Consider the following 25,324-nt stretch of genomic DNA (forward strand, 5'->3'; position numbering starts at 1 on the left):
CTCCGGCTTCGCTTGATCCTTTCTCGCCGCAGTCAGCGTCGTCGTCATAGCGAAGTGGTTTCATCATTATGAGTGATGCGATCTTGCAACCCCGGTGGGACTTAGTGAGTACCGACATAGCGTACGGGGCCTATGCCGGGTATATCCAGAGTCACAAAGATAGAGGGCCGACGTTCGGAAACGAGGCGCTTCACTTCCTGCTCAAGGAATGGAAACCGTGACCACAGCACGATTCCCAATCGCTCCCCACGCACCTCACCTACTCGATACCGTAGTGTTCATTCAGAGGCGCTAAACCTTGTTTGTATGAGCTGGCTTACCGCGTACACAAAAAAGCGCCCCGCGAGGGGGCGCTTTAGACTTGTACCTTCCTGGTCGTAGCCGCTCATCCTGAGCGGGAATTCCATTTCAAAAGCGGCTTCCTGCCGCCGACATATTCACAATAATAGATGACAATTTTATGATCAACCCTCTATTAGATCGAACTGTTATAACCATAAAAAACTAACCACCAGAAAAAATGATCAAGACAGTGGGTGCTATATCTGAACGATGGACGGCTGGTCGCCGTGCTCGAAGCGTAGTGTGCAATTTCGCAAGTGGGCAACTCAAGTATTAAAAGGTCATTTAGTAAAAGGTTACACCTTAAACCAACGCCGCCTAACCGAGCGTGGTATAGAGTTTGAGCAGGCGGTGAGTCTGCTCAGCCGAACTTTGACTAATCAAGGCCTGGTGTCTACAGAAGGCGAAGTGGTTGCTCGCGTGATGAGCTGTTTTACCCCAATGTGGCTACTCGGGCGGCTCATCTGCTTTATTTTATGCTCAAGAATCATCCGCTGGCTGACGGAAATAAACGCTGTGGATCGTTTCTGTTTCTATGGTCTTACGCCGCAACGCAGCCCTGCTGGCACGGCCCGTTGAGCAACTGATTAACGCCAATACGCTGGTAGCATTAGCGCTGTTAGTAGCGGAAAGCCTACCCGGTCAGAAAACGCTGATGATTCGGCTGATTGAGCACTTCATTTTACTGCGCTAGCTGTTAACTCCCCGCCGTTGAAAGCGGGGACTTGGTTGATTACGCTTCTTCCATCCCTTCCACAATAAACACGCGGTAGTCAGCGCCCTGGAAGCGATGCTTGCGCGCTTCCTGATAGGCGTCGCTTTGATACCACGCGCGGGCGGCGGCCATATCGGGGAAGCGCAGAATGACCGCGCCTTCCATGTTGCTGCCTTCCAATACTTCAAAATCACCGTAGAAGGCGAGCGGCTGTGGATCATGGCCTTCGCGGGCGGCTTGGGCCTTGGAGGCGTATTGCTCCATTTCCTTGGCGTCGTGCGTGTGCTCACGCGTCAGTACGACATAAGCGGGCATACTTTTCTCCTTATAGTGAGCTTAGGAAAGCTTCTTCAAAAGCGCCTGGGCGGTGGCTTCAGATGAACCAGGATTCTGCCCGGTAATCAGCAGGCCATCGACGAGTACGTAAGAACCCCAGTCATCACCTTTGGAGTACTGACCGCCTTGCTCTTTAAGCATATCTTCGACCAAAAACGGTACTACGTTGGTTAGGCCAACAGCCTCTTCTTCGCTGTTGCTGAAACCGGTAACGTTGCGGCCAGCCACTAAAGGCTTACCGTCGCTGCCTTTCACATGGCGCAGTACACCCGGAGCGTGGCATACCGTGGCCACTGGCTTGTTGGCTGCCAGAGCGCTCTCAATCAGGCGCACGGAAGTGGCGCTCTCGGCTAGGTCCCATAGGGGGCCGTGGCCGCCTGGATAGAACACCGCGTCGAACTCGGCGATATCAATATCATCAAGCTTATGGGTATTGGCCAGCGCTGACTGCGCGTCTAGATCTGCCTGGAATCGGTTGGTGGCCTCGGTGTGGGCTTCCGGTGCGTTGCTGCTTGGGTCGAGCGGTGGCTGGCCACCAGCCGGGGAGGCCAGGGTTAGTTCGGCACCCGCGTCCATGAAGGTGTAGTAGGGAGCGGCCAGCTCTTCGAGCCAGAAACCGGTTTTGTTGCCGGTATCGCCAAGTTTATCGTGTGAGGTAACGACGACGAGAATTTTCATGGTTCATTCCTTTTCTGGGTAGCAGTGAGGTTGGGAGAAAGGTTTAACAGGGCGTAGGTAGCCTTTAGGGCAGCATCCAGCGGCACCTGGTCGCGGGTAATCTTGGCGCGCAGGCTAGCACCCAACCACAGCTGATAAAGCGTGGTGGCAAGCTCGGTCGCGTTACCCTGCGTACTGGCAAGGCTGGGCAGAGAGCCATCGGCAATCGCTGCGTCAATCGCCAGAGCCAGACGGGCGATAATTTGCTCAGTACCGCGTTGTAGTACTTGGCGCATGCGTTCAGAAAGATCGCTGACTTCCGCGGCCAGCTTGACCACTAGGCATTTGCCGCTTGAGTCGCCGTGGTGCTGGGTGTCCCGCCAGTGTGTCCAATAGCCTATCAGCCGCTCGGCGTTGGAAATCCCCGGCTGGCTCAAGCGCTCTTCAAGCTGCACCAGGTAACCGGTGAAGTAATCGTCCAGCAGCGCTTCGCCAAAGGCCTCCTTAGAGCCGAAATAGTGATAAAAGGAGCCCTTGGGCACGCTGGCGGCCTTGAGAATCTCGTTAAGGCCCACCGACGAAAACCCTCTGCCACTGATAATAATCTGGCCGGTGTGGAGAATGCGCTGCCGGACATCGCCGGTAACTGGTGTCGTGTTCATACCTACAGCTTACGCTTGAATAGACCAGTCGTCTAGTGGTGTTGTCAGCTCTATTTCCACAGCGGTGTCAGAGGTCCACCGACTGGAGTGGTGCTTGGCGTGGCCACCGCTGCCACTCGCGCCTGTGTTTCTGCAAGCTGTGCCGGGTCGCCACGCTCGATCTCTGGGTCTTGCCCCGGTGGATAAGCGCCTACCATACAGAAATCGTCATCCGCCTCCAGACTTGCATGCCCAACCCCGGCGGGAAGCACCAACACATCGCCTGGGTAAAGCATTACCTCTTGGCCATCAGGCCCACCGAGCCTTGCCCGGGCTTGCCCCCGGAAGATTCCCAGCGCTTCGTGAGCGGTGGAGTGAAAATGGTCAAAGTCATACAGGTGGTAGCGCCATGCTGGCTGCCAGCCATGTTGCTTGAACATGCTTTCAAAGGTATCGGCCCGCTTCTCGGCATCGCTTACGTCGAGAACCTGACGGTAAATCAGCACCGGCAGTGGAGAGTTGGGGTAGCCGTTCGCTTCATCGCTGTTTAGATGGAGTGTTTCGGGCTGCGGGTTACTCACCATGGCCTCCTAAGACTGAGTTGATTGATTGGATTAAGTCACGCGCTTCTTCAATAGTAGATGGCATCCCCATCTTCTGCTTCAAGGGGGCGCCCTTTAAATCATCGTTGTGGTAATGAAAGACGTTGATATGGAAAAATGCTCATCTATATACGATTTTACTTATTGATGAGCATGCCCATGAAACTCGATCTCTACCAGGTAGATGCGTTTGCTTCACGGCCTTTCGAGGGCAACCCGGCGGCTGTGTGTCCGTTAAACGAGTGGCTGGAAGATACGCTGCTGCAGGCCATTGCCACTGAAAACAACCTGTCGGAAACGGCCTTTTTTGTACGTGAGGGCCAGCAGGTTCAACTGCGCTGGTTTACGCCGTCGGTTGAGGTGGATCTTTGCGGTCATGCCACGCTTGCCGCCGCTTGGGTTATTTTTAACCGCCTGGGTGAGCGTGCCGACACGCTCTATTTTGCAACCCGTAGCGGCGAGCTGGTGGTGAAACGGGAGGGCGACCAGCTGGCGATGGATTTTCCTGCCAAACAATTAGAGCCGCTGGCGATGAAGGCCGAAATCGCGGATGCGCTGGGCGTTCAGGCGATTGAGGAAGTGCTGATATCGGACGATATTGTGGTAGTGATAGACGACGCCCAGCTTATCGAGACGCTGACACCTGACATGCAAAAGCTCAAATTACTTCCTGGTCGGGGAGTGGCCGTGACGGCCAAAGGCCACGATGTAGATATTGTCTCACGCTGGTTTGGCCCCAAGGTGGGGGTCGAGGAAGACCCGGTCACAGGCTCCGCCCACACCTCGCTGGCGCCTTATTGGGCTAATCGGCTGGGTAAGCCGCTACTAACCGCACGCCAGGGCGGTGCCCGTAAAGGCGAACTGACGTGCGAGGTAAAAGGCGAACGCGTGGTGTTGAAGGGCAGTGTAGCGCCTTATTTGCAGGGAGAAATTGTGCTGCCTTGAGAGCAGAGGGCGGTCGCATTGTCGATGATGACCAAACAACGTAACGTTCTGTTCGATTGCCCTCACGCTCCCAAGCGGTATCATAGTCTTGGTGCCGTCTGCCATTACGCCATTTACCGTGAGCTTCTATGAACCCATCTAAAACGCCCTTCATTGTGGTGCTGAGCCTGGCATTGACCATGATGCTGGGCCCATTTTCCATGGATACGTATCTACCCGCCTTTCCGGTTATTGGGGAATCGCTGGGTATTTCCCAGCAGGCGGTATCGCTGAGCGTATCGGTTTATGTATTAGCGATGGCGTTTGGTCAGTTAATCGGCGGGGCGCTGTCTGACCGCTTCGGTCGACAACGGGTTCTGATGGGCGGACTGGCGATTTTTGCGCTTTCAAGTATTGCCATTGGCATGGCGGACTCCTTGAATGCCCTACTCGCTGGGCGAGCGGTCCAGGCCCTTGGCGCCGGCTTTACCCTGGTCTCGGTGCCCGCACTGGTGCGCGACCGTGTAGCGGGTCGCGACGCCGCGAAACTGTTTTCAATGATGGGCTTTATCATGGTGCTGGCGCCTGGCATTGCTCCAAGCGTAGGCAGCGCCATTCTGTCGATGGGCTCCTGGCACACTATCTTTTTTGCCCTGGCCGCGTACGCGCTGCTGCTAGTGCCATTGCTGGTGCGGGTGCTGTTTACCGGAAAAGGCAAGGTCTCCCGCACGAAAAGCCCTAAAATGAGCCTGCTGGCGCGTTACAAGCTGGTGCTTTCAACAAAGCCAGCCCTGCCATTCATTGTTTGGCAGGCCGCCTCTTTTTCAACGCTGATGATGTTCATTACCTATGCCTCCTTTATCTATCAGGGGCATTTTGGTCAATCTCCCTCGTCCTTCTCAATGTTGTTTGCGGCTAACATCGTCGCGATGTTGCTATTCAATATTTTCAATCGAATCCTGCTATCCAGACTGCCGTCGCTGCGTATTCTCCAGTTGGCGACGGGCTGTCAGGCCGTTGGCATCGTATTGCTGGTGATGGCGGCTTTCATGGAGTGGCCGCTGTACGCCTTCCTGCCCGCCATGATGCTAACTATCGGCGCGGTAGGCGCGATCTCACCGAATATTCAGGCCTGCTTTTTGGAGTTCTTCCCCACCAGCAGCGGCACGGCGGCAGCGCTTCTGGGGGCCGCCCAGTTTGGGATCGCCGGGCTTCTGAGCGCCTTGTCCGTCATGCTCCCGCATACGCTTGTAGCCGTCATCCTGGCCATGGCCGCCTGTGGTTCGGTAGCGCTTTTAATGCTCATTCGCTCAGTCATCAAAGGGCGTGCCGCTATCGAGGCGCACTGAAACAGACCGCCGTCACCTGTCAAAAGCCCTGTGTTTTCCCACGTTCGGGGCGTTTGCTTTAGGTGATTTGATGTCTTTGGCGGGATAACGCCCGCCATGTCGTCCCAGCGGTATCATCATTGGCTTGCCGGTCACCGGATCCTCTATCACTCGGCTTTCCAGGCCGAACACGTCTCGAACCATCTGTTCGGTCAGAATCTCCTCTGGCGGGCCTACCGAATACACCTTGCCGTTAGCCATGGCGACCAGTTGATCGGCGTAGCGGGCGGCAAGGTTGAGTTCGTGGAGTACCATCACGATAGTGGTGCCGCGCTCTCGGTTGAGGTCGGTAAGCAGGTCGAGCACTTCAACTTGGTGGTTGATATCCAGGAAGGTTGTCGGCTCATCGAGTAGCAGTACCTTGGTTTGCTGGGCCAGTGCCATGGCGATCCACACCCGTTGGCGCTGCCCGCCTGAAAGCTCGTCCACGTGACACTCGGCCAGCTCGCTCATGTGGGTAGCGGCCAGGGCGTCGGCCACGGCCGCTTCGTCCGCTGTGCTCCAGCGCTTGAAAAGCCCTTGGTGGGGGTGGCGACCCCGGCTGACCAGTTCCAGCACGCTGATGCCTTCCGGGGCGATGGGCGATTGCGGTAGAAATCCCAGTTGTTGCGCCAAGCGGCGGGTCGGCAGTTGATGAATGGCATCACCGTCCAGCATTACGCTGCCCTGAGTGGGGAGGAGTAAGCGTGAAAGCACGCGCAACAGGGTCGATTTTCCACACGCATTGGCGCCCACAATCGCGGTGGTATGGCCGCCGGGCACGCTCAGATTAACGTCATTGAGAATGGTGCGTTCGCCATAGCCAGCCACCAGGCGCTGGGCGTGGAGTGAGGAAGCGCTCATAGGGTGCCTCGGGTCTTGTTGTCGCGAATAATTAGATACACCAGATAAGGCGCGCCGAGTACCCCGGTCACGATGCCCACCGGATAGCGGGCGGGGAGCAAAAATTGCCCGGCGTAATCACCTACCAGCACCAGCAGTGCGCCCACCAGTGCGGCGGGCACGAGTAGCGAGTCGTTGCGGCCCATCAAGCGCGCCGCAATGGGGCCTGATAGAAACGCCACGAACGCCACCGGCCCCGATACGGCGGTGGCAAAGGCGACCAGCGCCACGGCGGTAATCACCACGATAATACGCGTGGCGGCCAGGCGCACGCCTAGCCCGGCGGCCAAGTCATCCCCCATACGCAGGGTTTCGAGGTCGCGTCGTCGGCTTAGCAATAGCCCGCCAAACAGCAATAAAGCGATCAATAGCGGCAGTGCCTGGTTAAGCTGAGCGCCGTTCACACTGCCGGTGATCCAGCGCAGTGCCTCCTGCAGCGACCAGCTCGGCGCGCGCATCAACAGGTAAGCCGTAATACTTTGCAGCATCGCCGCTAGACCAATACCGATCAGTATTAGCCGCCCGCCGGTCACTCCCTGGCGCCACGACAGCGTGTAGATCAAAAGCGCCACGCCAAGCCCTGCCGCAATCGCGATAATCGACACTGCCGGGCCGCTCAGTGAGAGCACGACGATGGCAAATACCGCCCCGGTGCTCGCTCCCGTGCTGATGCCGATGATATCTGGACTTGCCAGCGGGTTGCGCAGCATGGTTTGAAAGGCGATACCGCCCAGCCCGAAACAGGCGCCCACCAGCACCGAGACCACCGCGCGGGGCAGGCGTAGCTCGCGTACGGTAAAGCTGACGCCCGGTATGTCAGCGCCGCCGAGAATGCGCACGACGTTGATTAACGAGGTATAAGACTGCCCCAGCATCAGGGTTAACGCGACCCCCGCCAGTAAGCAGGCCGCCAGTAGGGCCATCATGCATGCCCGGCGTTTAGCGTTTGCTCGGCGAATTTGGCTAAAGGCTGCTGTGTGGGGTGAGGATGTCGTCATAGCGCACCTATCTTGCGGTTGCGCACAATCCAGATAAACACCGGCGCGCCGATAAAAGCCGTGACAATGCCAACATCCAGCTCTGAAGGGTGAGCCACCAGCCGGCCAGCCACATCTGAAAGTGTCAGTAGAACCGCGCCCGCTAGCGCGGAAAACGGCAGCAGCCAGCGGTAATCGCCACCGACCAGCAGGCGACAGGCGTGGGGTACCACTAGTCCAACGAACCCGATCGGGCCGCACACGGCGGTAATCGGGCCACATAACAGCACCGCGCCAACGGCGGACATCGCCCGCGCCACCGCCACCTTTTCACCCAGCCCCGCGGCGGTATCATCGCCAAGCGCCAACATATTGAGCTTGCGCGCGGCCAATAAGCTAATCACAAACCCTGTTAACAGAAAGGGGAGTACCGGAATGAGCTGATCGAAAGTGGCGCCCCCCACGCCCCCCACGAGCCAGGATTGCACCAGCCCGGCAATATCGCCACGTGGCAATATAACCGCAGTGACCAACGAGCTAAGCGCAGCGGTAACCGCCGCGCCAGCCAACGCAAGCCGCAGTGGTGTGGCACCGCCTGGGCCTAAACTTGCTATCGTGTAAACCGCGATGGCAGCGAAGCCCGCGCCTAGAATAGCTGTCCAGATGTAGGTGGTCGTTTCATCAATCGCGAACCAGGCAATCCCGACCACGACGGCCAGCGCGGCTCCGGCATTAACGCCGAGAAGCCCCGGATCAGCTAACGGATTACGCGTCAGCCCCTGCATGACTCCGCCCGAGACGCCGAGCGCCGCCCCGGCGAGCATCGCCAATAGCGTGCGCGGCAGGCGGCTTGCCACCGCGGCATCACCGACGGTCTCAACGTGGCCACTGAGCGCTGCGACGATTTCAGGCCAGCCAACAGCGCGGGCACCCAACGCCACGGACAGTATCGCGGCGATACCTAATAGCGCTAACAGTGCTACGCCACCCGCGAAGTGCCGGGAGGCGGCTTTATGGATACGAAACGTGCTATTACCCGAGGCGTTACGGTTACTCGTGTGACTTACGTGCGGCTTCTGAGAGTAGGTCTGCATAATCGTCCAACAACCAGGAAATCGACATCGGCGTAGGGTTAGCCGCTGTACCTAGCGGGCTGTTGCCCAGCAACACAATGGCCCCATGCTCTACCGCGGGTAGACGCGACGTTAGTGGATGGGCATTGAGTTGATCAATCAGCGCCTGGCCCCCGTACGTCACTAGTATGTCTACATCATTCAGCTCGTCGATCAATTCAGAGCTGATGTCGCCGGCGAACTTACCGGGCGTGGAGTTCTGCTTGACCACGTCGGGTGAGACTAGCCCAAGATCGTGGAAAAACCGCACCCGAGCGTCGTTATCGGTATAGAACGAAATGCGGCCCAGGTTAGTGGGGTCAAGGTGAGTAACGAACATGGCCGTTTTACCTGCAAGCTCGGGGTGATCCGCGGCCGTCTCGGCAATCTGTGCGTCGAGTTGGGTCACCAGCGCCTGGCCTTCCTCCGCCATGCCCATCCCCTTGCTGTTCAGCCTGATCATGTCGCGCCAATCGGTCGCCCATGGGCCTTCAGGGTAGGCCACCACTGGGGCAATCTGGCTTAGGGTGGCGTAATCGGCTTGGCTAAGTCCTGAGTAGGCGGCCAGAATCACATCGGGCTGGCTTTCGGCCACGGCCTCAAAATCAATACCGTCGCCTTCGTCATAGAGGGCAGGGACCGAGGCATTCAGCTCTTCAAGACGTGTCTTTACCCAGGGCAGTAAGCCATTACCGTCTTCATCGCCAAAATTGGCGGCGGCAAAGCCGACCGGCACCACGCCAAGTGCCAACGGCACTTCATGGTTCGCCCAGGAGACAGTCGCAATCCGCTCGGGTTTTTCGGTGAGCACGGTGGTGCCCAGGGCATGGTCAATTTCAAGAGGATACTGTTGCGCACTTGCTGTTCCCACGCTGACCGACGTCAGTAGCGCAGCGCAAACGCCCAGATATTTAAAAAACACTGTTTTAGCCTCCTCCAGAAGAGTAAGTCATTAATAACCAAAGGCCCTGCCGAAAGGTAGGAGCACACTGGCAGCATGATAAACTATTTAAAATAAATGATTATGATTGACATTATCACTATTGACTACGTGATGCTACCTTCGGATACTCGTCGGGCTTACAAAAGAAAATCATAAGGTTCAAAGCAAGGTTTATTCTTTTTTTGGGGATCTTTAACATGATTGATAGCAAGAACTCTGCTCGGCGTAACGCAAATCGGTTACGGTGGCAGCGGACGACTAACGCGCTGTTATGCGGCACTACACTGGTAACGTTACCGATGATTGTGCACGCGCAGGAGGCCAACAGTGGTAATGATGAAGAGGGGGCTTATCGACTTTCACCCATTATCGTCAACGCCCAGTCCTACGCAGATGATGATGCAAACTCGACAGTTGCCCAAGAGCTATGGGTAGGTGGTAAAGTTGGCACCAGCATTCTTGATACCCCCGCCTCTGTCTCTGTCATTACAGAGAAGGAAATTGAGCAGCGAAACGCCTCGACCACAGAGGAAGTTTTGCAATATACGCCCGGCGTCATTACCGATTACTACGGCACCGATGACCGTAATGACTATTTCAAAATCCGCGGTTTTCAGGCGACCACTTACCGTGATGGCCTTACGCTAGGTTCAATGCGTGGTGTTCGCGAGGAACCCTTCGCTTATGAACGCGTTGAAGTACTGCGTGGGGCTAATTCCACCTTGTTCGGTCCAGCTGACCCTGGTGGCTCTGTCAACTTTGTGAGCAAGCGGCCTAAATTTGAGAGGTTTGGAGAGGGCTACCTGTCCTATGGCTCGTTTGATCACAAAGAAGCCGGTGTGGATGTAGGGGATACATTAAACGCTGATGGTACCGTGGCCTACCGTTTTACCGGGACTATCCGGGACAGCGATCGTGAATACGATCATTCCAAAGATAACAACGGTTTCTTGATGGGCGGCTTGGCTTGGGAGCCAACTGAGTACACCTCCGCGAGTGTGATTTTCGATTATTTGAAGCGTGATGATACCCCCAACAGTGGTGGTTATCCGCTCGACCAAGAATACGATCGCGACAACTTCTTTGGTGAGCCTGGCTTTAACTATCACGATGTCGAGCGTAGTAGCATCACGGGTCAGCTCACGCACGATTTCAACAACGGCCTGACGCTTCGGGGTAACCTGCGTTACAGCGACTTGAAGGACGACTTCGGTTACGTTTATCTCACTGATTCAGCCTCGCGTGCAGGAACCGTGGTGGATCGTGATTATTTCGGCTCTAACAGCGAAGCCCAGGAGCTGATCGGCAACGCTATCCTGCAATACGATGCTCGTTTTGATCGGATTGATAGCAGTACGCTGGTGGGCGTCGAATATCGCGATGCCTCCACTGACGATAGCTCTTTCTACGGCGATACCTCTCCCATCGACATTGCCAATCCTGTTTACAGCGGTGCTCCCTCTAGCCTGAACGTTTATACCAGCAACGACCAGGACTACACGACTAAGTCAGTCTTCGTGACTCAGAATTTGTCGTTCTATGACCGTTTCATCGTCACTGCGGGCGTGCGCAACGACTCTCTGGATGTTTCTAGTACCAACATGGCTGGCGTCACCGATTCTGATGATTTCTCGGAGACTTCTTACCGTGGCGCATTGACGTATAGAATCACCGACGAAATTTCTACCTATATCAGTCAGGTGGAGTCGGTCGCGCCACCGTCAATTGGTGTTAAACCGGAACGCGGTGAGCAGTATGAAATTGGCGTAAAGTATGCGCCTTTCGGTATGAACGCGCTCTTCTCGGCAGCCGTGTATGACCTTTCCAAGAAAGATGTGACCATCGCGGTCGTGCAGGATAATGGCGTTATTGAACGGGAAACCATTGGCGAATCACGCGTACGAGGCCTTGATCTTGAAGTCAAAGCTGAGTTGACCGATAACCTGAGTGTGACGGGCGGTTATTCCTACATGGATTCGGAAGTGGTGCGAGACGACAATGCCGCCCGTGAAGGGAATGAATTCGCCGTTGCGCCGACACATACGGCCTCAGTCTGGGGTTACTATTCGCTGACAGATATTCCTATGAGTGTTGGTCTAGGTGCCCGCTATACGGACTCCTACTACTATGATGCTGCCAATACGTCTGAAAGCGATTCGGCCACTTTGTTTGATGCAGCCTTAAGCTATCAGGTTGTCGAAAACACCGATCTAACCGTCAATGTCAGTAACGTGTTTGATGAGCAGCATGTGGTCGGGACCGGCACGGCTAACTACTACAATCCGGGGCGCGCAGTCACGGCTAAAGTGAGTTACCAATGGTAGAGTGTTTTGCCAACGTGCGTAACAGAAGTACGTAATAGAAGAACTTAAGCAAAGTACTTAACCGAAGGACTTAAGAAAGGTACTTAATATAAGTACGTACTACTTGTCAGTGAGCGCTCTGTGTAAGCGACCAGAGTAAGGTGCTGGCAATCGAGTTATGCATCGCAAACGCCCCGACGTTGGTCGGGGCGTTTTGTTAATTACGCGTGATGATATTGAGCATGTTGACGGGGACTAGCGGCTATTTCGGGAAAGGTCTTTCGTCTACGAAGTCTGGTTCTACCTCGATCACGACTTCGTGGGCCCGCCGTTCATTTTCCAGTGCTGCCAAGGCAATCTCGTAACAATCATCGATATGGCTGTTTCCCATGTACTTCATGGCGGTAAAGCTGATGCCGCCAGCCACGGCGCTACCGATGAAAGGCACGTATTTCGTCACGCTTTTGGCCGCCACTTTAGCGCCCATCTTGTTTAGCAGCATCACGATCAGTTTTCGGGTGATGTACTTGCCCGCCATTTTGCTGCCGGTGTTGGAAATAGCGGTCATCACAAATAGCTTTGACTCGGTATCCATACTGTCGATTTGCTCAGGTGATAAACCAAATTGTTCATTAATTTTGGGAATCAACCTCATCAATATGGCCACGTCTGAACCAATATCCAAGCCTGGGACGGGGATGACTGCGGTGCCTGCCGAGAGCGTTGAGCTCTTAGTTACCATCGACTGGCACTTTTTTTTAATCTCTTCGAGTTCTTCTAACGATTCGATCATATAAATCCCTCATTAACGAAGCGGCAGCCATTCTGGCTGCCGCTTTCTTTCGCATGGTTAGAGCAGTGATTTACTCATTGCTGTCATAGGTCACTCGCCAGATGGCATTCGTCATGTCATCGGCGATGATCAAGGCGCCGTCAGGATCGACGGTAACACCCACTGGACGACCACGGGTACTGTCCTCGTCATCGAGAAAACCGGTCACGAAATCAATCGGATCACCGTCAGGTTCGCCGTCGCTAAATGGAACAAACACTACTTTATAGCCGACAGGGTCACTGCGGTTCCAGCTGCCATGCTCACCGATAAATACCCCTTCGCCGAAGTTCTCGCCCATGGCGGGCGTCGAGAAAGCAACGCCCAGCGGTGCCACGTGCGAACCTAAGCTGTAATCGGGTACCACGGCCGATTCCACTTTTTCAGGCTTTTGCGGGCGGACGCGCGGATCGACATGCTGCCCCCAATAGCTATAGGGCCAACCATAGAAGCTGCCTTGGCTCACCGAGGTGAGGTAGTCGGGAACCAGGTTAGGGCCTAGTTCATCGCGCTCATTGACCACCGCCCATAGCTCTTCAGTGTCGGGGTGAATTGCAAAGTCAGTCGGGTTGCGCAGCCCAGTGGCGTAAGGGCGGTGCGCGCCAGACTCAGGGTCAATCTGCCACACTTCGGCGCGGTTAACCTCGGCTGCCATGCCGCGTTCGGTGATATTGCTATTGGAGCCGATACCCACGAAAAGAAAGCGACCGTCCGCGCTGGCGGTCATCGCTTTGGTCCAGTGGTGATTGATTTCAGCCGGTAGCGGGGTGACTAGCTCCGGCGGCCCGCTGGCTTCCGTTTGGCCTTCCTCGTAATCAAAACGTACGACCGCATCCTGATTGGCGACATAAAGGTCGTTATCAATCAGGGCCAACCCGTATGGTGCATTGAGATCTTCGGCAAATACCGATTGCTCGTAATTGCCATCGCCATTTTCGTCGCGCAGAAGCGATAGACGGTTACCGCTCTTTACGCTGGTGCTGCCCTGGCTTTTTATGTACCCAGCAATATAGTCCTTTGGCTTCAGCTGCGGAGCGTTGCCGCCGCTGCCTTCGGCCACCAGGATATCGCCGTTGGGCAGCAGCAGCGTTTGCCGTGGGATCTGAAGATCAGTCGCAATGGCAGTAATGGTGTAACCCTCGGGTACGGTGGGGAGCTGGTCACCCCATTCCGCAGGCTCGGGCACCGTCATATCGGGCAATAGCCCGCGCTGGGGCTCGGGAAGTTCAGGGTTAGGGCCATACTGCGCTTCCGGGACAGCAAAGCTCTGCCCGCTGGCGCCTAATAAAAGAGAAAAAGTGCCAATGAAATAGAGGCTGGAAAACTTCATGATCTACCTCCATTACCAAGGCGGGAAAGACCAACCCAGGTCGCCGTGCCAGCCAGTAGTGTCACCACGATCGAAAGGGCGAAACCAGTGGGCATCATGCCCCAGGCGTCTTTGGCATGAACGAGTGAATTAACAAAGCCCAGTATCCAGGTCAGCAGCAACAGCGCGGGGTAAATCATAAACACCATGCTACGGTTATGGGATCGAAAGAAACTGATAATCGCGCAGAGAAACGCAAACCCCGCGAACACCAGCCCACCCGCATTTAACCAGGAGGCAAATGTCGCCCACTGAATGTGGTAGCTCGTCGAGTAGGCGTAATCACACAGCGTGGCGCCTAAAAAGAGAGGGACGGTTCCTGCTAGAAAGGTGGCATGAAGGGGATTTAACCCGCTTCGATACGTGCGGTCATGAGCGGCTGTCACGGCAAACTCCTTATGCAGATCAAGCAAATGAATTATTCAGACTGGCTGACGCCCTACGTCAAACCTTCTCGACCGACAACATCTTTGGTCGCTAGGAGCAGTGTAGTTCACGATCCGGTACTTGCCCAAAGTGAGGCGGGTTGCAGCGACAGGTTCATACAATAGCTGCATTCACCATAACCACCTTTACCATAGCCAGTAGTAGCATGAAGGTGTCTACAACAGTAAGGATCAGCATTAATGAGGATAAATAGGCGGGACAACGCTTAAGCAAGCGTAAGTTGCCCTTTTCCTGCTCTCGCCAACCCCGCGGTAAAGGCAAGGCAAGCGAACACAATCACGGCGTAGTCAGGTGACAGCTGGTCCATTATTAGGCCAAATAGGGGGGCGCCAGCGGTCTGACCGATGGCGATGGTCAAAAAGCCAATCATTAGGCCTGTCGCAGGTCGGTCGGGTAGTGCTGATACGCCCCATACCAGATAAACCCCGGTAACCGTAATATAGGCCGCGCCGAAAAGCATGCCTCCGCAAAGTGCTAATAGAGGGGTCGTGATACTGGTACCCACCAATACAATGCCTGTTGCCAGTGCAGCCAAGAAAAGCCAGTGTATTAGATCAATTCCGTAGCGCGTCACTAGCGCGCCTGCACCCGCGCCCACGATACCGGCAACCCCAATGGCAATCCAAAGCAGCCCAGCACCGGTACTTCCCCAGCCGAGCTGGATCGTGACGAGTTGACCACCGAAAGACCAAAGGGCAGTGCTGGAGGCGCCCATCAGGAAAGCGGCGGCAATCAGACGCAGAATCGCCCCGTTAAGGGGCGGTAGGCCGCCAGCCACTGTTGACGCTGCCTTGGTTTGGCTGGGTACGTTCAACGCGGCAGCTAATGCCATCACAAATGCGGCCGCTGCAAAGCCTGCGAATGCTAACCGCCATTGCCCTCCCATCATTAAGGCGACTGGTCCTGAAAGCGCCACGCCTGCGCTGGTGCCGGCATTGATAATGGTATTGGTAGCGCTTTGCCGGTCAGGCCGGACAGCAGCGGCTACCGCTGCCGCCATGGGAGGGGAGGCAAGGCCGGTGCTTGAGCCTGCCAACATGACCGCACTAGCAAGCAACAAAGGGGACGACGCTATTGCGATGCCCAGCATACCCACTGCCGCCACCACTGCCGCGGCAATGGCAACGGCGCGGGCACCGGTTCGTTCGGTCAGGTAGGCAGATAGCACGATAGCAATGCAGTAACCCAGGAAAGACCCTCCCGAAATGAATCCACTCAATGTAGATGAGAGGGAAAGGTCGGCATCAATCTGGGGCAGGAATAGTCCAAAGGAGAAACGGGCAAAGCCATAGCAGACGGCGATAAGACCAAAGCCCGTGGCGCCGAGGTATAAACGTGGGCTCACGAGCGTGCCTGCTGGATCAGCGCAGACGCAGCGGCACGTGCCGACGCTATAGCCTCAGCGCCTCGGTAGACAGCTGCCGCCGTCGCGCCTTCGTACAGAACCAGTATCTGTTCCGACAGTTCCGAATGACGCTTGCTACCTGTCTCGATGAAAACAATTTCCTGGATCTTTTCGTATAGCGTCGCCTTGTGCGCCAAGACGACATCGGTGATTTCCGCTGTATCGCCGCCGGTTTCGCCGTGGGCACGCAGAAAAAGACATCCTCGAGCACCCTCGGTATGCACCCATTCTTCAAGCTCGTTGAAGAGCGCCTCCATGTTGTCGACGTCTAAACGTTGCTGAAATCGTCGATGACGCTCTTTGAGTACGGCTGCTATCAGTGCCGTTTTGCTGCCTGCATGTTTGTAGAGTGTGCGGCTCGACATACCGGCGGCTTGGGTTAACCGATCCATACCGGTGGCAGTAAAGCCGTGTCGGTCAAATAGGGTTTCTGCTGCAAAAATAAGCTTTGTCTTGGTATCCATGCGTAGAGTGTAAAACGATCACTTTACACCGTCAATGGTGGCTACCTTGCTTGGCGTCCACTTAGCTATCTGAAACGTATCCCGGTAGCACCGCCTCGGCCTCGATAGCGATTAGCCACTCCGGTTCGGCAAGGCCGTGCACCATCAACCATGTGGCCGCTGGCGGGGCGATAGGGAAGCGATGCTTCAGTGCCTCTACGACCACTTGCTGATCGTATCGCGCGGATTCAGCTAGGTAGATTCGCAACATGACCACCCGTGAGAGATCGCCATCGAGGCTTAATAGGAGCCGTTCGATATTGTGAAATGCCGCTTCAGTTTGTTCAGCAAGCTCAGGGCCAGCCAAATGGCCTTCGGTGTCTATCCCAACCTGACTAGACATTAATACCCGGGAACCTCCCTGCACTAATACGGCTTGGCTATGGCCTTCGGCCAGGGTGTCCGGTAAGTGAGAAAGGTTCAGGGGCTTGCGCCTTAAGATTTGCATGATCACCTCGTTGGTAATTTACTGATTGCAATGATTTCTTGATCAATTCGGTGTGATGTACGGTTGGGTGTTTTTAATGCTGCTGTTGTAACGTCATTGTTTTAAAAGGCATTATTTTCACGAGCATTAGTTTCACGAGCATTGTTTTCACAGATGTCGCTTTCACCGATATCGTTTTCTTTGCAAAGCGTCATGATCAACCCGGGATGGGCGTTTTGGGCCGAAAGCGCCCAGCCGTGTGCCATGGCGATTTCCTGGCAGATGGCCAGCCCCAAACCAGCGCCATGATCGCGACGATGCGCACCTCGCCAGAAACGAGAGAACAGCATCGACAGCTGTTCTGGCTCGACGCCTGGGCCACGGTCACGCACAGTTATTATATTTTCCTGGATCTCCATGCTGACGAGCGTCTGCTCGGGGGCATGCTGTATGGCGTTCTCCAGCAAGTTCTTGAGCAGGGTGAAGCATGCCCCGCGATCAGCCTCCCATGTCACCTTATCGTCGACGGCGAGTACCGTTAAATGCACATCGGCGGACTCCGCCATGCGTTGTAAGTAGGTGGAAGCTTCGTGGGCAATGTCGTGCATTCGAACAACGCTAAACTGGTAGTTGTGCGCCTCGCTCGCTTCGGCCAGAAGTAGCAATTGCTGCACCTGCCGTGTCATGTACTCGACATCGCTCAATAGCGCCTCGCGGTCATTCTTACCATTCGCGATTAATTCAATCTGTGCACGAATCAACGCCAGGGGCGTTTTTAACTCGTGGGCCGCGTGGCCGAGAAACTCCTGCTGCAGGCGATAACCCCGCTCAAGGCGCGCCAGGGCATGATTGAAACTATCTATCAGCGGGGCAATTTCCACAGGTACTGCGTCCGTATCGAGCCGGGCGTCTATAGAGCGCGGCGAGATAGCCGCCGCCGATTTGGAAACTTCGCGCAGCGGCTTGAGGGTGAAGCGCAAGGTAATGTAGGCGCATAGACCGAAGGCTGCGAACATGACAAAGCCAAACACCAGTACACCCGCCACCACCAGTGGAAAGGCTACAAGATAGAGAACATCAACGAATCTTGAGCTGGCGACGAACTGCATGTACCACGTTCTTCCACCATGCTCAAAGGGCTCCGTGGCGCCGTAGAAAGTTCTGTCATCATACTCAAAGGAAAAGGTGACACGCGCTAAACGTAGAACCTCGCCGTCGGCTGGCCAGAAAGCTTCTCCGGCACTCGAGGCCACCGCCACGTTCCCGGCATCATCCATAATCCGGTACGCCGTCTCGCGTTGTGGGCCTTCGTATAGCCAAGCGCGGTCGTTCATGCTGGCGTCGAAACCGACGGGTTGGCCACGACGGTCAAACTCGATATTGTCCACCAGCCCCTCGGCCGCGTCGGCCATGTCCATACGAGCCAGTAGGTCGCTCTGAAGCAACGCTGCTGCGGCAATGACCAGCAGTGCGATACTCAGCACCATACCCACCACATAGGCCAGCAATACCTTCAGCCTCAGGCTATTGAGCGTCATCCGCTTGACGAAGCGCATATCCCATCCCTCTGACGTTGGCGATCCGCTGGCGCGAACCGATGGCAAGCAGCTTGCGGCGTAAACGGTGCAGGGCGACATCCAGGGCATTCGGTGTCACCGCCTCACTTAGCCCCCAGGCTGCTGCTTCCAGCGCGCTGCGGCGAACTACCTCATCGTGCTTGTATAACAGCAACTGCATGATGTGCAGTTCCGCGGGGGCGAGGGTAATGCTCTTGTCGCCGCTAAACAGAACGCCGCTTTCCGTATGCAGTCTCAGGTCGCCGTGAAGGGGGTCGATTGAATGGAATTCCGTAGGGCGGCGTAGCAAGGCACGCACACGCGCCACCATCTCATCCATGGCAAACGGTTTGGGAAGGTAGTCGTCGGCACCGGCTTCAAGGCCTTCTAGCCTGTCATGCAGCGCATCGCGGGCCGTTAACACCAGGCAGGGCACGCTAAGGCCCGCGTTGCGCAACTTCTTGAGCAATAGCAGCCCATCGCCATCCGGCAAGCCGCGATCGAGTACCAGTGCCTGGTAAGGGATCTGCTGAACGGCAGCCCATGCCGAATCGATGCGATCCACCACATCAACGGCGATGCCAGCGGTCTCCAGCCCTTTACACATCAGATGGGCTAGCCTCTCATGATCCTCGATCAGCAGTACTCGGCTCATCAGAAGGTGTAAAGATAGCCAACTAACACGGCGTTTTGGGTCGAACGATCCACCAGCGGGCTATCTTTGATTTCGTCTGCCAAGCTCGTGACCTCAACCCCTATCAGCACAGAGTGATGTTGATCGAACTGGTACACGCCGCGCACCCCCGCCTCGATATTGACAGCCGATTCTCCTGTGTAGGCAGGGCGATCAAAACGGACTTCGCTATCGCGGACGCCGAAGTAGTAATCGACGTCCTTGTCATCCTGCCAGGACGCCCCCACGCGTGGCGTTAACAGCACATGCTCGCCGAACTGCCAGGTTCTCTCGAGGCCGAAATTGAAGCGCTGACCGTCGCTGTTGCCGGAGACGTCGGTGAGCCATTCGGCGCCGACATCAACGAGGTGGGTATTCCACTCCACCTTGGCGCCTGCCCAGAAGCCGCCCTCGCGCTCGCTCATGCCGTTGAGAATCGAGGCGTCGCCTTGCTCGTAACCGCTGCCATCGTACTGGGCGACGATACCGACATTGAGCTGTTGTGAGTCGCTGATGACAAGGCTCGGCAGTTTAAATTCGATTTCCGGACCGAAAACACTAATGTACCGGTTCTCGACCAGGAGCAAGGGAAATGGAGTGTTTTCCCTATCCATACCGGCATAGGGATCCTGTTCGCTTATTGCGCCTACGCCCAATCCCCAAGTGGTTTTGTCTGAATTTTCTTCGTCAGCGAACGCCAATGGAGAGGCAATAACAAGACCACCGATGAATGCGGCTGTCACCAATCTCATAGTGGTGAGGCGGCCGTTCAGTAATAGCGATTGATGAGGACCCATAGTTGTACTCCTGGCATGGTTTGAAAGTGAGGGTAGTGTGCAAGTGAGATTGATATGAAAATGCCATCATCAGGAGCGCTATCTTACGCGTTTCTTACTGGTGCCGGATTTATTTAAAACGTTACCTCAGTAAGAAACGAGAAAGGAAGGCAGGCCGATAGTGGTTCAACAGAAAAGCTTGATGTCGTTTTTCATCAACGAACTGAACAATTTGAAACAGGCCTGAATCATGTCACCTGCAAACGGAAAAATGTATCTCGGCATGACGATTGCCGTGATCGCTAGCGCTGCCGCGCTGGCGTGTATGCAGGCGGTGTCGTCGGAAAGCGACGCCGTCGCCGAACCGATGGCGCAGCCCTCACTATCCGTCAACGTGACGACATTAGAACTTCAGACGCTTCCGACGACGATTGCGGCCAATGGTGATATCGCTGCGTGGCAGGAGATCATTATCGGTACCGAAATCGGGGGCCTGCGGCTGGTAGACGTTAAAGCAGACGTGGGGGATGAGGTCACGGAAGGGCAGGTACTGGCCGTTTATAACGACACGACGGTGCGCGCGGAGCTGGCTAGAAGTCGCGCTGCCGTGGCTGAAGCCGAGGCAACGCTTGCGGAAGCGAATGCCAATGCCCAGCGTGCCCGAGGTTTGAAAACCACGGGATCGCTTTCAGAGCAGCAGATTCAGCAATACGAAACCGCCGAGCTCACCGCCAGGGCGCGTCTAGGCGTTGCGCAAGCACAGAATGAGGCCCAAGCGCTACGCTTGGCTCAGACGCAGGTGGTCGCCCCGGACGACGGTTTGATTACCTCCCGTACGGCTACGATTGGCGCTGTTACCGGCACTGATCAGGAGCTGTTCAGACTGACGCGCCACGGTCGGCTGGAGTGGAGGGCAGAGGTCGCTGCGCCTGATCTGAATAAGCTGCGATCTGGCCAGCCTGCCACGATCACCCTGTCAGGCGGCTACGACCTCGAAGGGCGATTGCGCACCATCGCGCCGCTCGTGGACACCGCTACACGCAATGGTTTGGTTTATGTCGACCTACCAATAAGCGACGTTGCCCGAGCGGGAATGTTTGCACGGGGGGAATTCGAGCTGGGTTCCCGTCAAGTGTTGACGCTACCACGCTCTGCGGTGCAGCTTCGCGATGGCTTTGGCTATGTCCACCGCGTCAGCGATGCTGGCCAGATAACGGAGCAAAAAGTTGTCTTGGGCCAGCACACGGGGGATCGCATTGAAATTCTCTCCGGCCTTGAACCTGGCGCCTTGGTGGTCGCCTCGGGCGGTGCTTTTCTTGGCAACGGTGATCAGGTGCGGGTGGTTGAGATCGTCGCCGAGGAGGGGGTATGACGCTTAATACCTCATTCTGGGCGATTCGCAATCCTATTCCGGTTGTTCTGCTCTTCATCCTATTGACTTTCTGGGGGCTCATCTCCTTCCGGGGCTTGTTTATTCAGGACTTGCCGGATGTGCAGCTGCCCCTCGTAGAGGTCTCCGCCTCGTTGCCGGGGGCGGCCCCCGCCTTAATCGAGAACGAGGTTGCCCGCAAGATCGAGGACTCCCTCGCTACCATCTCTGGCGTCAAAAATATCTCTACAACGCTGACGGATGGCAATGCCGACATTGCTATCGAATTCCGGCTGGAAAAGTCGTTGCAAGAGGCTCTTGAGGACGTGCGCGACGCGGTTGCCCGCATCCGCTCGGAGCTACCCGCCGACCTGCGTGATCCAGTGATTCGCAAGGGTGAGTTTTCCAGTGAGCCGATTTTGCGCTACGCGGTGACCTCCTCCGAACTAGACGATGAGGCACTCTCCTGGTTCGTCGATGACAAAATGACCAAGGCCGTCTTGTCGGTGCCAGGCGTTGGTTCGGTTCGGCGTATCGGCGGGGTCGATCGCGAAGTCCGCGTGGCATTGGATCCGGATCGCCTGCTGGCGCTGAACACCACGGCGCTGGATATCTCACGCCAGCTGCGCCAGGTACAGTTGGAGGCGCCCGGTGGGCGTGTGGATGTCGGCGGCGCCGAACAGGCCGTGCGTATCATCGCCAACGCTGAATCCGCAGCCGAGCTTGCGACGATGGAGTTGGCACTCAGCGATGGCCGGCGTATTCGCCTTGATGAAGTGGCGACGGTCACCGATACCGTGGCCGAGCGGCGCTCGATGGCATTGCTTGATGGCGTACCCGTTGTTGGCTTCGAGATGACGCGTTCCGAGGGGTACGGTGAGGTGGATGTGGCCGAGGGCGTGCAGTCTGCGCTCGCAGAATTGCAGGCGCAATATCCTCATATAGAGGTCGAAGAAGCCTTTAATTTCGTCGGGCCGGTGCTGGAGAACTACCAGGGCTCCTTGCACATGCTATTCGAGGGCATGGCGCTGGCGGTGCTGGTGGTGTTCTGCTTTCTGCGCAATTGGCGTGCCACACTGATTGCGGCGGTTACGCTGCCGCTGTCGATCATCCCCACCTTCGCTTTCATGCATCTGATGGGCTTCACGCTCAATGTGGTGACGTTGCTGGCGCTGTCGCTGGTGATCGGTGTGCTGGTGGATGATGCCATTGTTGAGATTGAGAATATCGAACGGCACCTGCTAATGGGCAAGCCCCCGCGCCAGGCTGCCATGGATGCGGCGGCGGAAATTGGCCTGGCCGTCGTCGCCACCACCTTTACGTTGATTGCCGTTTTTCTGCCCACGGCCTTTATGAGCGGCACCGTCGGGCAATTCTTCGTTCAGTTCGGTTGGACGGCCTCGGTAGCGGTGCTGTTTTCGCTGCTGGTGGCGCGCCTGCTCACGCCCATGCTGGCTGCGTATCTGCTGCGCAAACCCCAACATTCCTCGCACGATCCAGCGTGGATTAGCGTCTATTTGGTCGTCGCCCGTTGGTGCCTGCGCCACCGTAAGACGACGCTCCTCGCGGCGGTGGCCTGCTTTGCAGGAGGTATCTGGCTGGCTTCGACCCTGCCGGGTACCTTCATACCCCCCGATGATAACTCCCATACCCAGGCGACGCTCACCCTGCCGCCCGGTAGCACCTTTTCTGAAGCGGTGGCGCTTGCCGAGCAGGCACGCTCACGACTAGTGACGCAACGGCATGTCCTTAGCGTCTTCGCGGCTGTCGGTGGGGGCTCCGGAAGCAGTGGCTCTGATGTGACCTCAGTGGAACTGACCGTTGGTTTGGCGGATCGCGCAACCCGCGCGGGCATTACGCAGCAAGACATAGAGCAGCAGTTACGCGTTGCACTCGCCACGCTTCCCGGCGTGCGAACTCGCGTAGGCGACGAGGGGGATGGCTATGAGTTGGTGCTCGCCGGTGAGGATAGCCGGGTGCTGGAACTGCATGCTCGCCAAGTCGAGCGGGAGATGCGCGCCATTCCCGGCATCGGCGCGGTGAGTTCGACGGCCAGCCTGGTCAGGCCTGAACTCATTGTACGCCCTGATGTTGCCCGCGCCGCCGACCTTGGGGTCTCGGCTCAGGCCATCGCCGATACGCTGCGCATCGCGACTGTGGGCGACAACGCTGAGGACCTTCCTAAGTTGAGCTTCAGCTCGCGTCAGGTGCCGGTGATGGTCCGACTGGCGGATACCGCGCGGGAGGATATGGCGACCCTTAAACGGCTACCCGTGCCTGGTGCGAACGGACCAGTGCCGCTGGAGAGCGTGGCTACCTTTGAGTGGAGCAGCGGTCCTTCGGAAATCACCCGGCATGATCGTCTGCGCAACGTCAATTTCGAGGTGAGCCTGCAAGGGCTGCCTTTGGGAGAAATCGAACAGGCCGTGCAGGCACTGCCCAGTTTACGTCAGTTGCCGCGCGGCGTGTTTCAGGCAGCAGAAGGCGATGCCGAGGAAATGGCGGAGCTTGTCTCAAGCTTCGGGATTGCTATGCTGACCGGCGTGCTGTGTATCTATATGGTGCTGGTGCTGCTGCTCAAGGATTTCACGCAGCCGGTCACTATTCTGGTGGCGCTGGTGCTCTCCATCCCCGGGGCTTTCCTGGCGTTGTTCCTCACCCAGACCCCCGTGTCGCTGCCAGCCATGATCGGATTGATCATGCTAATGGGGATTGCCACCAAGAACTCGATCCTGTTGGTCGACTACATCATCATCGCTCGTCAGACGCATGGAATGGAACGCGCAGACGCCATTCTTGATGCCTGCAAAAAACGTGTCCGGCCCATCGTGATGACCACCATTGCCATGGGGGCGGGCATGATGCCGATCGCCCTAGGATGGGCGGGTGATCCCAGCTTCCGGGCCCCCATGGCCTTCGTCGTGATCGGCGGGTTGATCACGTCGACGCTTTTGAGCCTGCTGGTGATTCCCGTTGTCTATAGTTGTATCGATGATTTTGTTGGTTGGGTGAAACGTTATTTTAAGCGTCCAGCATCTTTAGGGTTTAAGCCTCTATGATGATGCTTTTACGCGGTGGCTGAATTCAATATACGAGGTGAGCGAGGGGGATCGATGCAAACAGAAAAAGACAAGATGTTAGCGGGCAGGTTATACGACCCAACTGATTTGGAACTCTTTAAAGACCGTGAAGAGGTGAGGCGAAAAGTCAGGCGCTATAACCATGGGTTAGACACCGACGCCCAGCGCTTGAAAGCGTTAAAAGAGTTGCTCGGCTCGACGGGGGAGCATCTCTATATAGAACCCAATATCCGCCTGGATTACGGCTATAACATCCATGTGGGGGAAAATTTTTACGCCAACTTCGACTGCACGATGCTGGATGTTTGTGAAATACGCTTTGGCGATAATTGTATGCTGGGGCCGAACGTTCAAATCTATACGGCTACCCATCCTCTTCATCCCGTTGAACGTAATGCCGGTAAAGAATATGCAAAGCCCATTACGTTTGGAAATAATGTCTGGATTGGCGGCGGGGCCATCATCAACCCCGGCATAACGGTCGGCCACAATGTTGTTATTGCCTCGGGCGCCGTGGTTACCAAAGATGTGCCGGACAATGTCGTTGTCGGCGGTAATCCGGCGAAAGTTATTAAAAACATCGACATTTAGTGGGGAGGGCGGCTTTTAAAGACGCCGCACCGAATAAACACATAAGCCGCTTGGCTGATTACGCGGGCACTCTTGCAATGACCTTGATTTCAAAGTCGAATCCCGCCAGCCACGTCACGCCGACCGCCGTCCAGTTAGGGTAAGGTTTTTCCGGAAACGCACGCGCCTTGGCTTCCAGCCAGATAGGGAATTGGGCTTCCGGGTCGGTATGGAAGCTCGTCACATCGACGATATCGTCGAAGCTTGCCCCCGCTGCTTCCAGGACATTCTGTAGGTTGTCGAAGGCAAGCTCCACCTGAGCGGCGAAGTCCGGCTCGGGTGAGCCATCTTCACGGCTGCCGACCTGGCCCGACACAAACAGCAAGTCGCCTGAGCGGACGGCGGCGGAATAGCTGTTCTGCTCATAAAGCGCCTGACGGCCCTGGGGAAAAACGACGTCACGCTTAGCCATGTGAATCTCCTTCAGTAGGTCGA

Annotated in this window: 26 protein-coding genes and 1 pseudogene; 9 read left to right on the forward strand and 18 right to left on the reverse strand. The window is 56.3% G+C overall.

Annotated elements, in window-relative coordinates; translation table 11 throughout:
- Positions 1–552: 552 nt before the first annotated feature.
- The 3 genes and pseudogenes from ACFFLD_RS06795 to ACFFLD_RS06805 form a co-directional block, all read left to right on the forward strand.
- Positions 553–630 (forward strand): annotated as a pseudogene (locus ACFFLD_RS06795) (hypothetical protein); the annotation flags it as partial.
- 188 nt (positions 631–818) lie between these two features.
- Positions 819–929, forward strand: coding sequence for a hypothetical protein (locus ACFFLD_RS06800; RefSeq protein WP_386038475.1), 111 nt, complete (start codon positions 819–821; stop codon positions 927–929).
- On the forward strand, positions 878–1,036 hold the full coding sequence (locus tag ACFFLD_RS06805; protein ID WP_386038477.1) for a hypothetical protein: 159 nt from the start codon (positions 878–880) through the stop codon (positions 1,034–1,036). Before ACFFLD_RS06800 ends, ACFFLD_RS06805 begins: the two co-directional genes overlap by 52 nt.
- Positions 1,037–1,075: 39 nt before the next feature.
- Here the strand turns inward: ACFFLD_RS06805 and ACFFLD_RS06810 are convergent, their stop codons facing one another.
- Genes ACFFLD_RS06810 through ACFFLD_RS06825 form a run of 4 tightly spaced genes read right to left on the reverse strand, consistent with a single transcriptional unit; the run spans position 1,076 to position 3,275 of the window.
- Positions 1,076–1,372 (reverse strand): DUF1330 domain-containing protein, encoded by a 297-nt coding sequence (locus tag ACFFLD_RS06810; protein ID WP_386038478.1) that lies wholly within the window; start codon positions 1,370–1,372, stop codon positions 1,076–1,078.
- Positions 1,373–1,393: 21 nt separating this feature from the next.
- Complete coding sequence (locus tag ACFFLD_RS06815) at positions 1,394–2,071, reverse strand: type 1 glutamine amidotransferase domain-containing protein (RefSeq protein ID WP_386038480.1); 678 nt, start codon at positions 2,069–2,071, stop codon at positions 1,394–1,396.
- Positions 2,068–2,712, reverse strand: a complete 645-nt coding sequence (locus tag ACFFLD_RS06820) for a TetR/AcrR family transcriptional regulator (protein WP_386038482.1) — start codon at positions 2,710–2,712, stop codon at positions 2,068–2,070. The genes ACFFLD_RS06815 and ACFFLD_RS06820 overlap by 4 nt, the downstream gene beginning before the upstream one ends.
- A gap of 50 nt (positions 2,713–2,762) precedes the next feature.
- Positions 2,763–3,275: a cupin gene (locus ACFFLD_RS06825; protein WP_386038484.1), complete on the reverse strand. Its 513-nt coding sequence runs from the start codon at positions 3,273–3,275 to the stop codon at positions 2,763–2,765.
- Between the two features lie 177 nt (positions 3,276–3,452).
- Between ACFFLD_RS06825 and ACFFLD_RS06830 the strand changes: the two genes are divergently transcribed.
- Both ACFFLD_RS06830 and ACFFLD_RS06835 read left to right on the forward strand, forming a co-directional pair.
- The gene (locus ACFFLD_RS06830) at positions 3,453–4,238 is read left to right on the forward strand and encodes a PhzF family phenazine biosynthesis protein (RefSeq protein WP_386038486.1); all 786 of its coding nucleotides are present in this window, start codon (positions 3,453–3,455) and stop codon (positions 4,236–4,238) included.
- Between the two features lie 128 nt (positions 4,239–4,366).
- On the forward strand, positions 4,367–5,566 hold the full coding sequence (locus ACFFLD_RS06835) for a Bcr/CflA family efflux MFS transporter (protein ID WP_386038488.1): 1,200 nt from the start codon (positions 4,367–4,369) through the stop codon (positions 5,564–5,566).
- Between the two features lie 12 nt (positions 5,567–5,578).
- Here the strand turns inward: ACFFLD_RS06835 and ACFFLD_RS06840 are convergent, their stop codons facing one another.
- From ACFFLD_RS06840 to ACFFLD_RS06855, 4 genes are read right to left on the reverse strand one after another with little or no spacing between them, the layout of a single operon-like run.
- On the reverse strand, positions 5,579–6,448 hold the full coding sequence (locus ACFFLD_RS06840; RefSeq protein ID WP_386038490.1) for an ABC transporter ATP-binding protein: 870 nt from the start codon (positions 6,446–6,448) through the stop codon (positions 5,579–5,581).
- Positions 6,445–7,485, reverse strand: coding sequence for a FecCD family ABC transporter permease (locus tag ACFFLD_RS06845; protein WP_386038492.1), 1,041 nt, complete (start codon positions 7,483–7,485; stop codon positions 6,445–6,447). Before ACFFLD_RS06845 ends, ACFFLD_RS06840 begins: the two co-directional genes overlap by 4 nt.
- A complete protein-coding gene (locus ACFFLD_RS06850; RefSeq protein ID WP_386038494.1) occupies positions 7,482–8,558 on the reverse strand; it encodes a FecCD family ABC transporter permease in 1,077 nt (358 codons plus the stop codon). The genes ACFFLD_RS06845 and ACFFLD_RS06850 overlap by 4 nt, the downstream gene beginning before the upstream one ends.
- Positions 8,515–9,498, reverse strand: coding sequence for an iron-siderophore ABC transporter substrate-binding protein (locus tag ACFFLD_RS06855; RefSeq protein WP_386038496.1), 984 nt, complete (start codon positions 9,496–9,498; stop codon positions 8,515–8,517). The genes ACFFLD_RS06850 and ACFFLD_RS06855 overlap by 44 nt, the downstream gene beginning before the upstream one ends.
- Before the next feature lie 218 nt (positions 9,499–9,716).
- On the opposite strand from ACFFLD_RS06855, the gene ACFFLD_RS06860 reads away from it, so the two are divergent.
- Positions 9,717–11,843, forward strand: coding sequence for a TonB-dependent siderophore receptor (locus ACFFLD_RS06860; RefSeq protein WP_386038498.1), 2,127 nt, complete (start codon positions 9,717–9,719; stop codon positions 11,841–11,843).
- 241 nt (positions 11,844–12,084) lie between these two features.
- Here ACFFLD_RS06860 and ACFFLD_RS06865 read toward each other — a convergent pair whose 3' ends face one another.
- From ACFFLD_RS06865 to ACFFLD_RS06905, 9 genes are all read right to left on the reverse strand, one after another.
- The gene (locus ACFFLD_RS06865) at positions 12,085–12,615 is read right to left on the reverse strand and encodes a hypothetical protein (protein WP_386038500.1); all 531 of its coding nucleotides are present in this window, start codon (positions 12,613–12,615) and stop codon (positions 12,085–12,087) included.
- A gap of 70 nt (positions 12,616–12,685) precedes the next feature.
- Positions 12,686–13,984: a PQQ-dependent sugar dehydrogenase gene (locus ACFFLD_RS06870; protein WP_386038502.1), complete on the reverse strand. Its 1,299-nt coding sequence runs from the start codon at positions 13,982–13,984 to the stop codon at positions 12,686–12,688.
- A complete protein-coding gene (locus tag ACFFLD_RS06875) occupies positions 13,981–14,409 on the reverse strand; it encodes a DUF2231 domain-containing protein (RefSeq protein ID WP_386038504.1) in 429 nt (142 codons plus the stop codon). The genes ACFFLD_RS06870 and ACFFLD_RS06875 overlap by 4 nt, the downstream gene beginning before the upstream one ends.
- A gap of 266 nt (positions 14,410–14,675) precedes the next feature.
- Entirely contained in the window at positions 14,676–15,815 is a 1,140-nt protein-coding gene (locus ACFFLD_RS06880) for an MFS transporter (RefSeq protein ID WP_386038506.1), read from the reverse strand.
- Positions 15,812–16,339, reverse strand: a complete 528-nt coding sequence (locus ACFFLD_RS06885) for a TetR/AcrR family transcriptional regulator (RefSeq protein WP_386038508.1) — start codon at positions 16,337–16,339, stop codon at positions 15,812–15,814. The genes ACFFLD_RS06880 and ACFFLD_RS06885 overlap by 4 nt, the downstream gene beginning before the upstream one ends.
- A 61-nt stretch (positions 16,340–16,400) precedes the next feature.
- On the reverse strand, positions 16,401–16,826 hold the full coding sequence (locus ACFFLD_RS06890) for a Rid family hydrolase (protein ID WP_386038510.1): 426 nt from the start codon (positions 16,824–16,826) through the stop codon (positions 16,401–16,403).
- Positions 16,827–16,927: 101 nt separating this feature from the next.
- Positions 16,928–18,361: an ATP-binding protein gene (locus tag ACFFLD_RS06895; RefSeq protein ID WP_386038512.1), complete on the reverse strand. Its 1,434-nt coding sequence runs from the start codon at positions 18,359–18,361 to the stop codon at positions 16,928–16,930.
- Positions 18,330–19,016 carry a response regulator transcription factor gene (locus ACFFLD_RS06900; protein WP_386038514.1) on the reverse strand — a complete coding sequence of 229 codons (687 nt, stop codon included), beginning with the start codon at positions 19,014–19,016 and terminating at the stop codon, positions 18,330–18,332. Before ACFFLD_RS06900 ends, ACFFLD_RS06895 begins: the two co-directional genes overlap by 32 nt.
- Complete coding sequence (locus tag ACFFLD_RS06905; protein WP_386038516.1) at positions 19,016–19,831, reverse strand: MipA/OmpV family protein; 816 nt, start codon at positions 19,829–19,831, stop codon at positions 19,016–19,018. The genes ACFFLD_RS06900 and ACFFLD_RS06905 overlap by 1 nt, the downstream gene beginning before the upstream one ends.
- 229 nt (positions 19,832–20,060) lie before the next feature.
- On the opposite strand from ACFFLD_RS06905, the gene ACFFLD_RS06910 reads away from it, so the two are divergent.
- Genes ACFFLD_RS06910 through ACFFLD_RS06920 form a run of 3 tightly spaced genes read left to right on the forward strand, consistent with a single transcriptional unit; the run spans position 20,061 to position 24,850 of the window.
- A complete protein-coding gene (locus tag ACFFLD_RS06910) occupies positions 20,061–21,182 on the forward strand; it encodes an efflux RND transporter periplasmic adaptor subunit (RefSeq protein ID WP_386038518.1) in 1,122 nt (373 codons plus the stop codon).
- A complete protein-coding gene (locus ACFFLD_RS06915; protein ID WP_386038520.1) occupies positions 21,179–24,238 on the forward strand; it encodes an efflux RND transporter permease subunit in 3,060 nt (1,019 codons plus the stop codon). Before ACFFLD_RS06910 ends, ACFFLD_RS06915 begins: the two co-directional genes overlap by 4 nt.
- A gap of 54 nt (positions 24,239–24,292) precedes the next feature.
- Positions 24,293–24,850, forward strand: coding sequence for a sugar O-acetyltransferase (locus ACFFLD_RS06920; RefSeq protein WP_386038522.1), 558 nt, complete (start codon positions 24,293–24,295; stop codon positions 24,848–24,850).
- 58 nt (positions 24,851–24,908) lie between these two features.
- On the opposite strand, the gene ACFFLD_RS06925 is transcribed toward ACFFLD_RS06920, so the two are convergent.
- The gene (locus ACFFLD_RS06925) at positions 24,909–25,301 is read right to left on the reverse strand and encodes a RidA family protein (protein ID WP_386038524.1); all 393 of its coding nucleotides are present in this window, start codon (positions 25,299–25,301) and stop codon (positions 24,909–24,911) included.
- Between the last annotated feature and the right edge of the window lie 23 nt (positions 25,302–25,324).

This window comes from Vreelandella sulfidaeris, assembly GCF_042429665.1.
Lineage (GTDB): Bacteria > Pseudomonadota > Gammaproteobacteria > Pseudomonadales > Halomonadaceae > Vreelandella.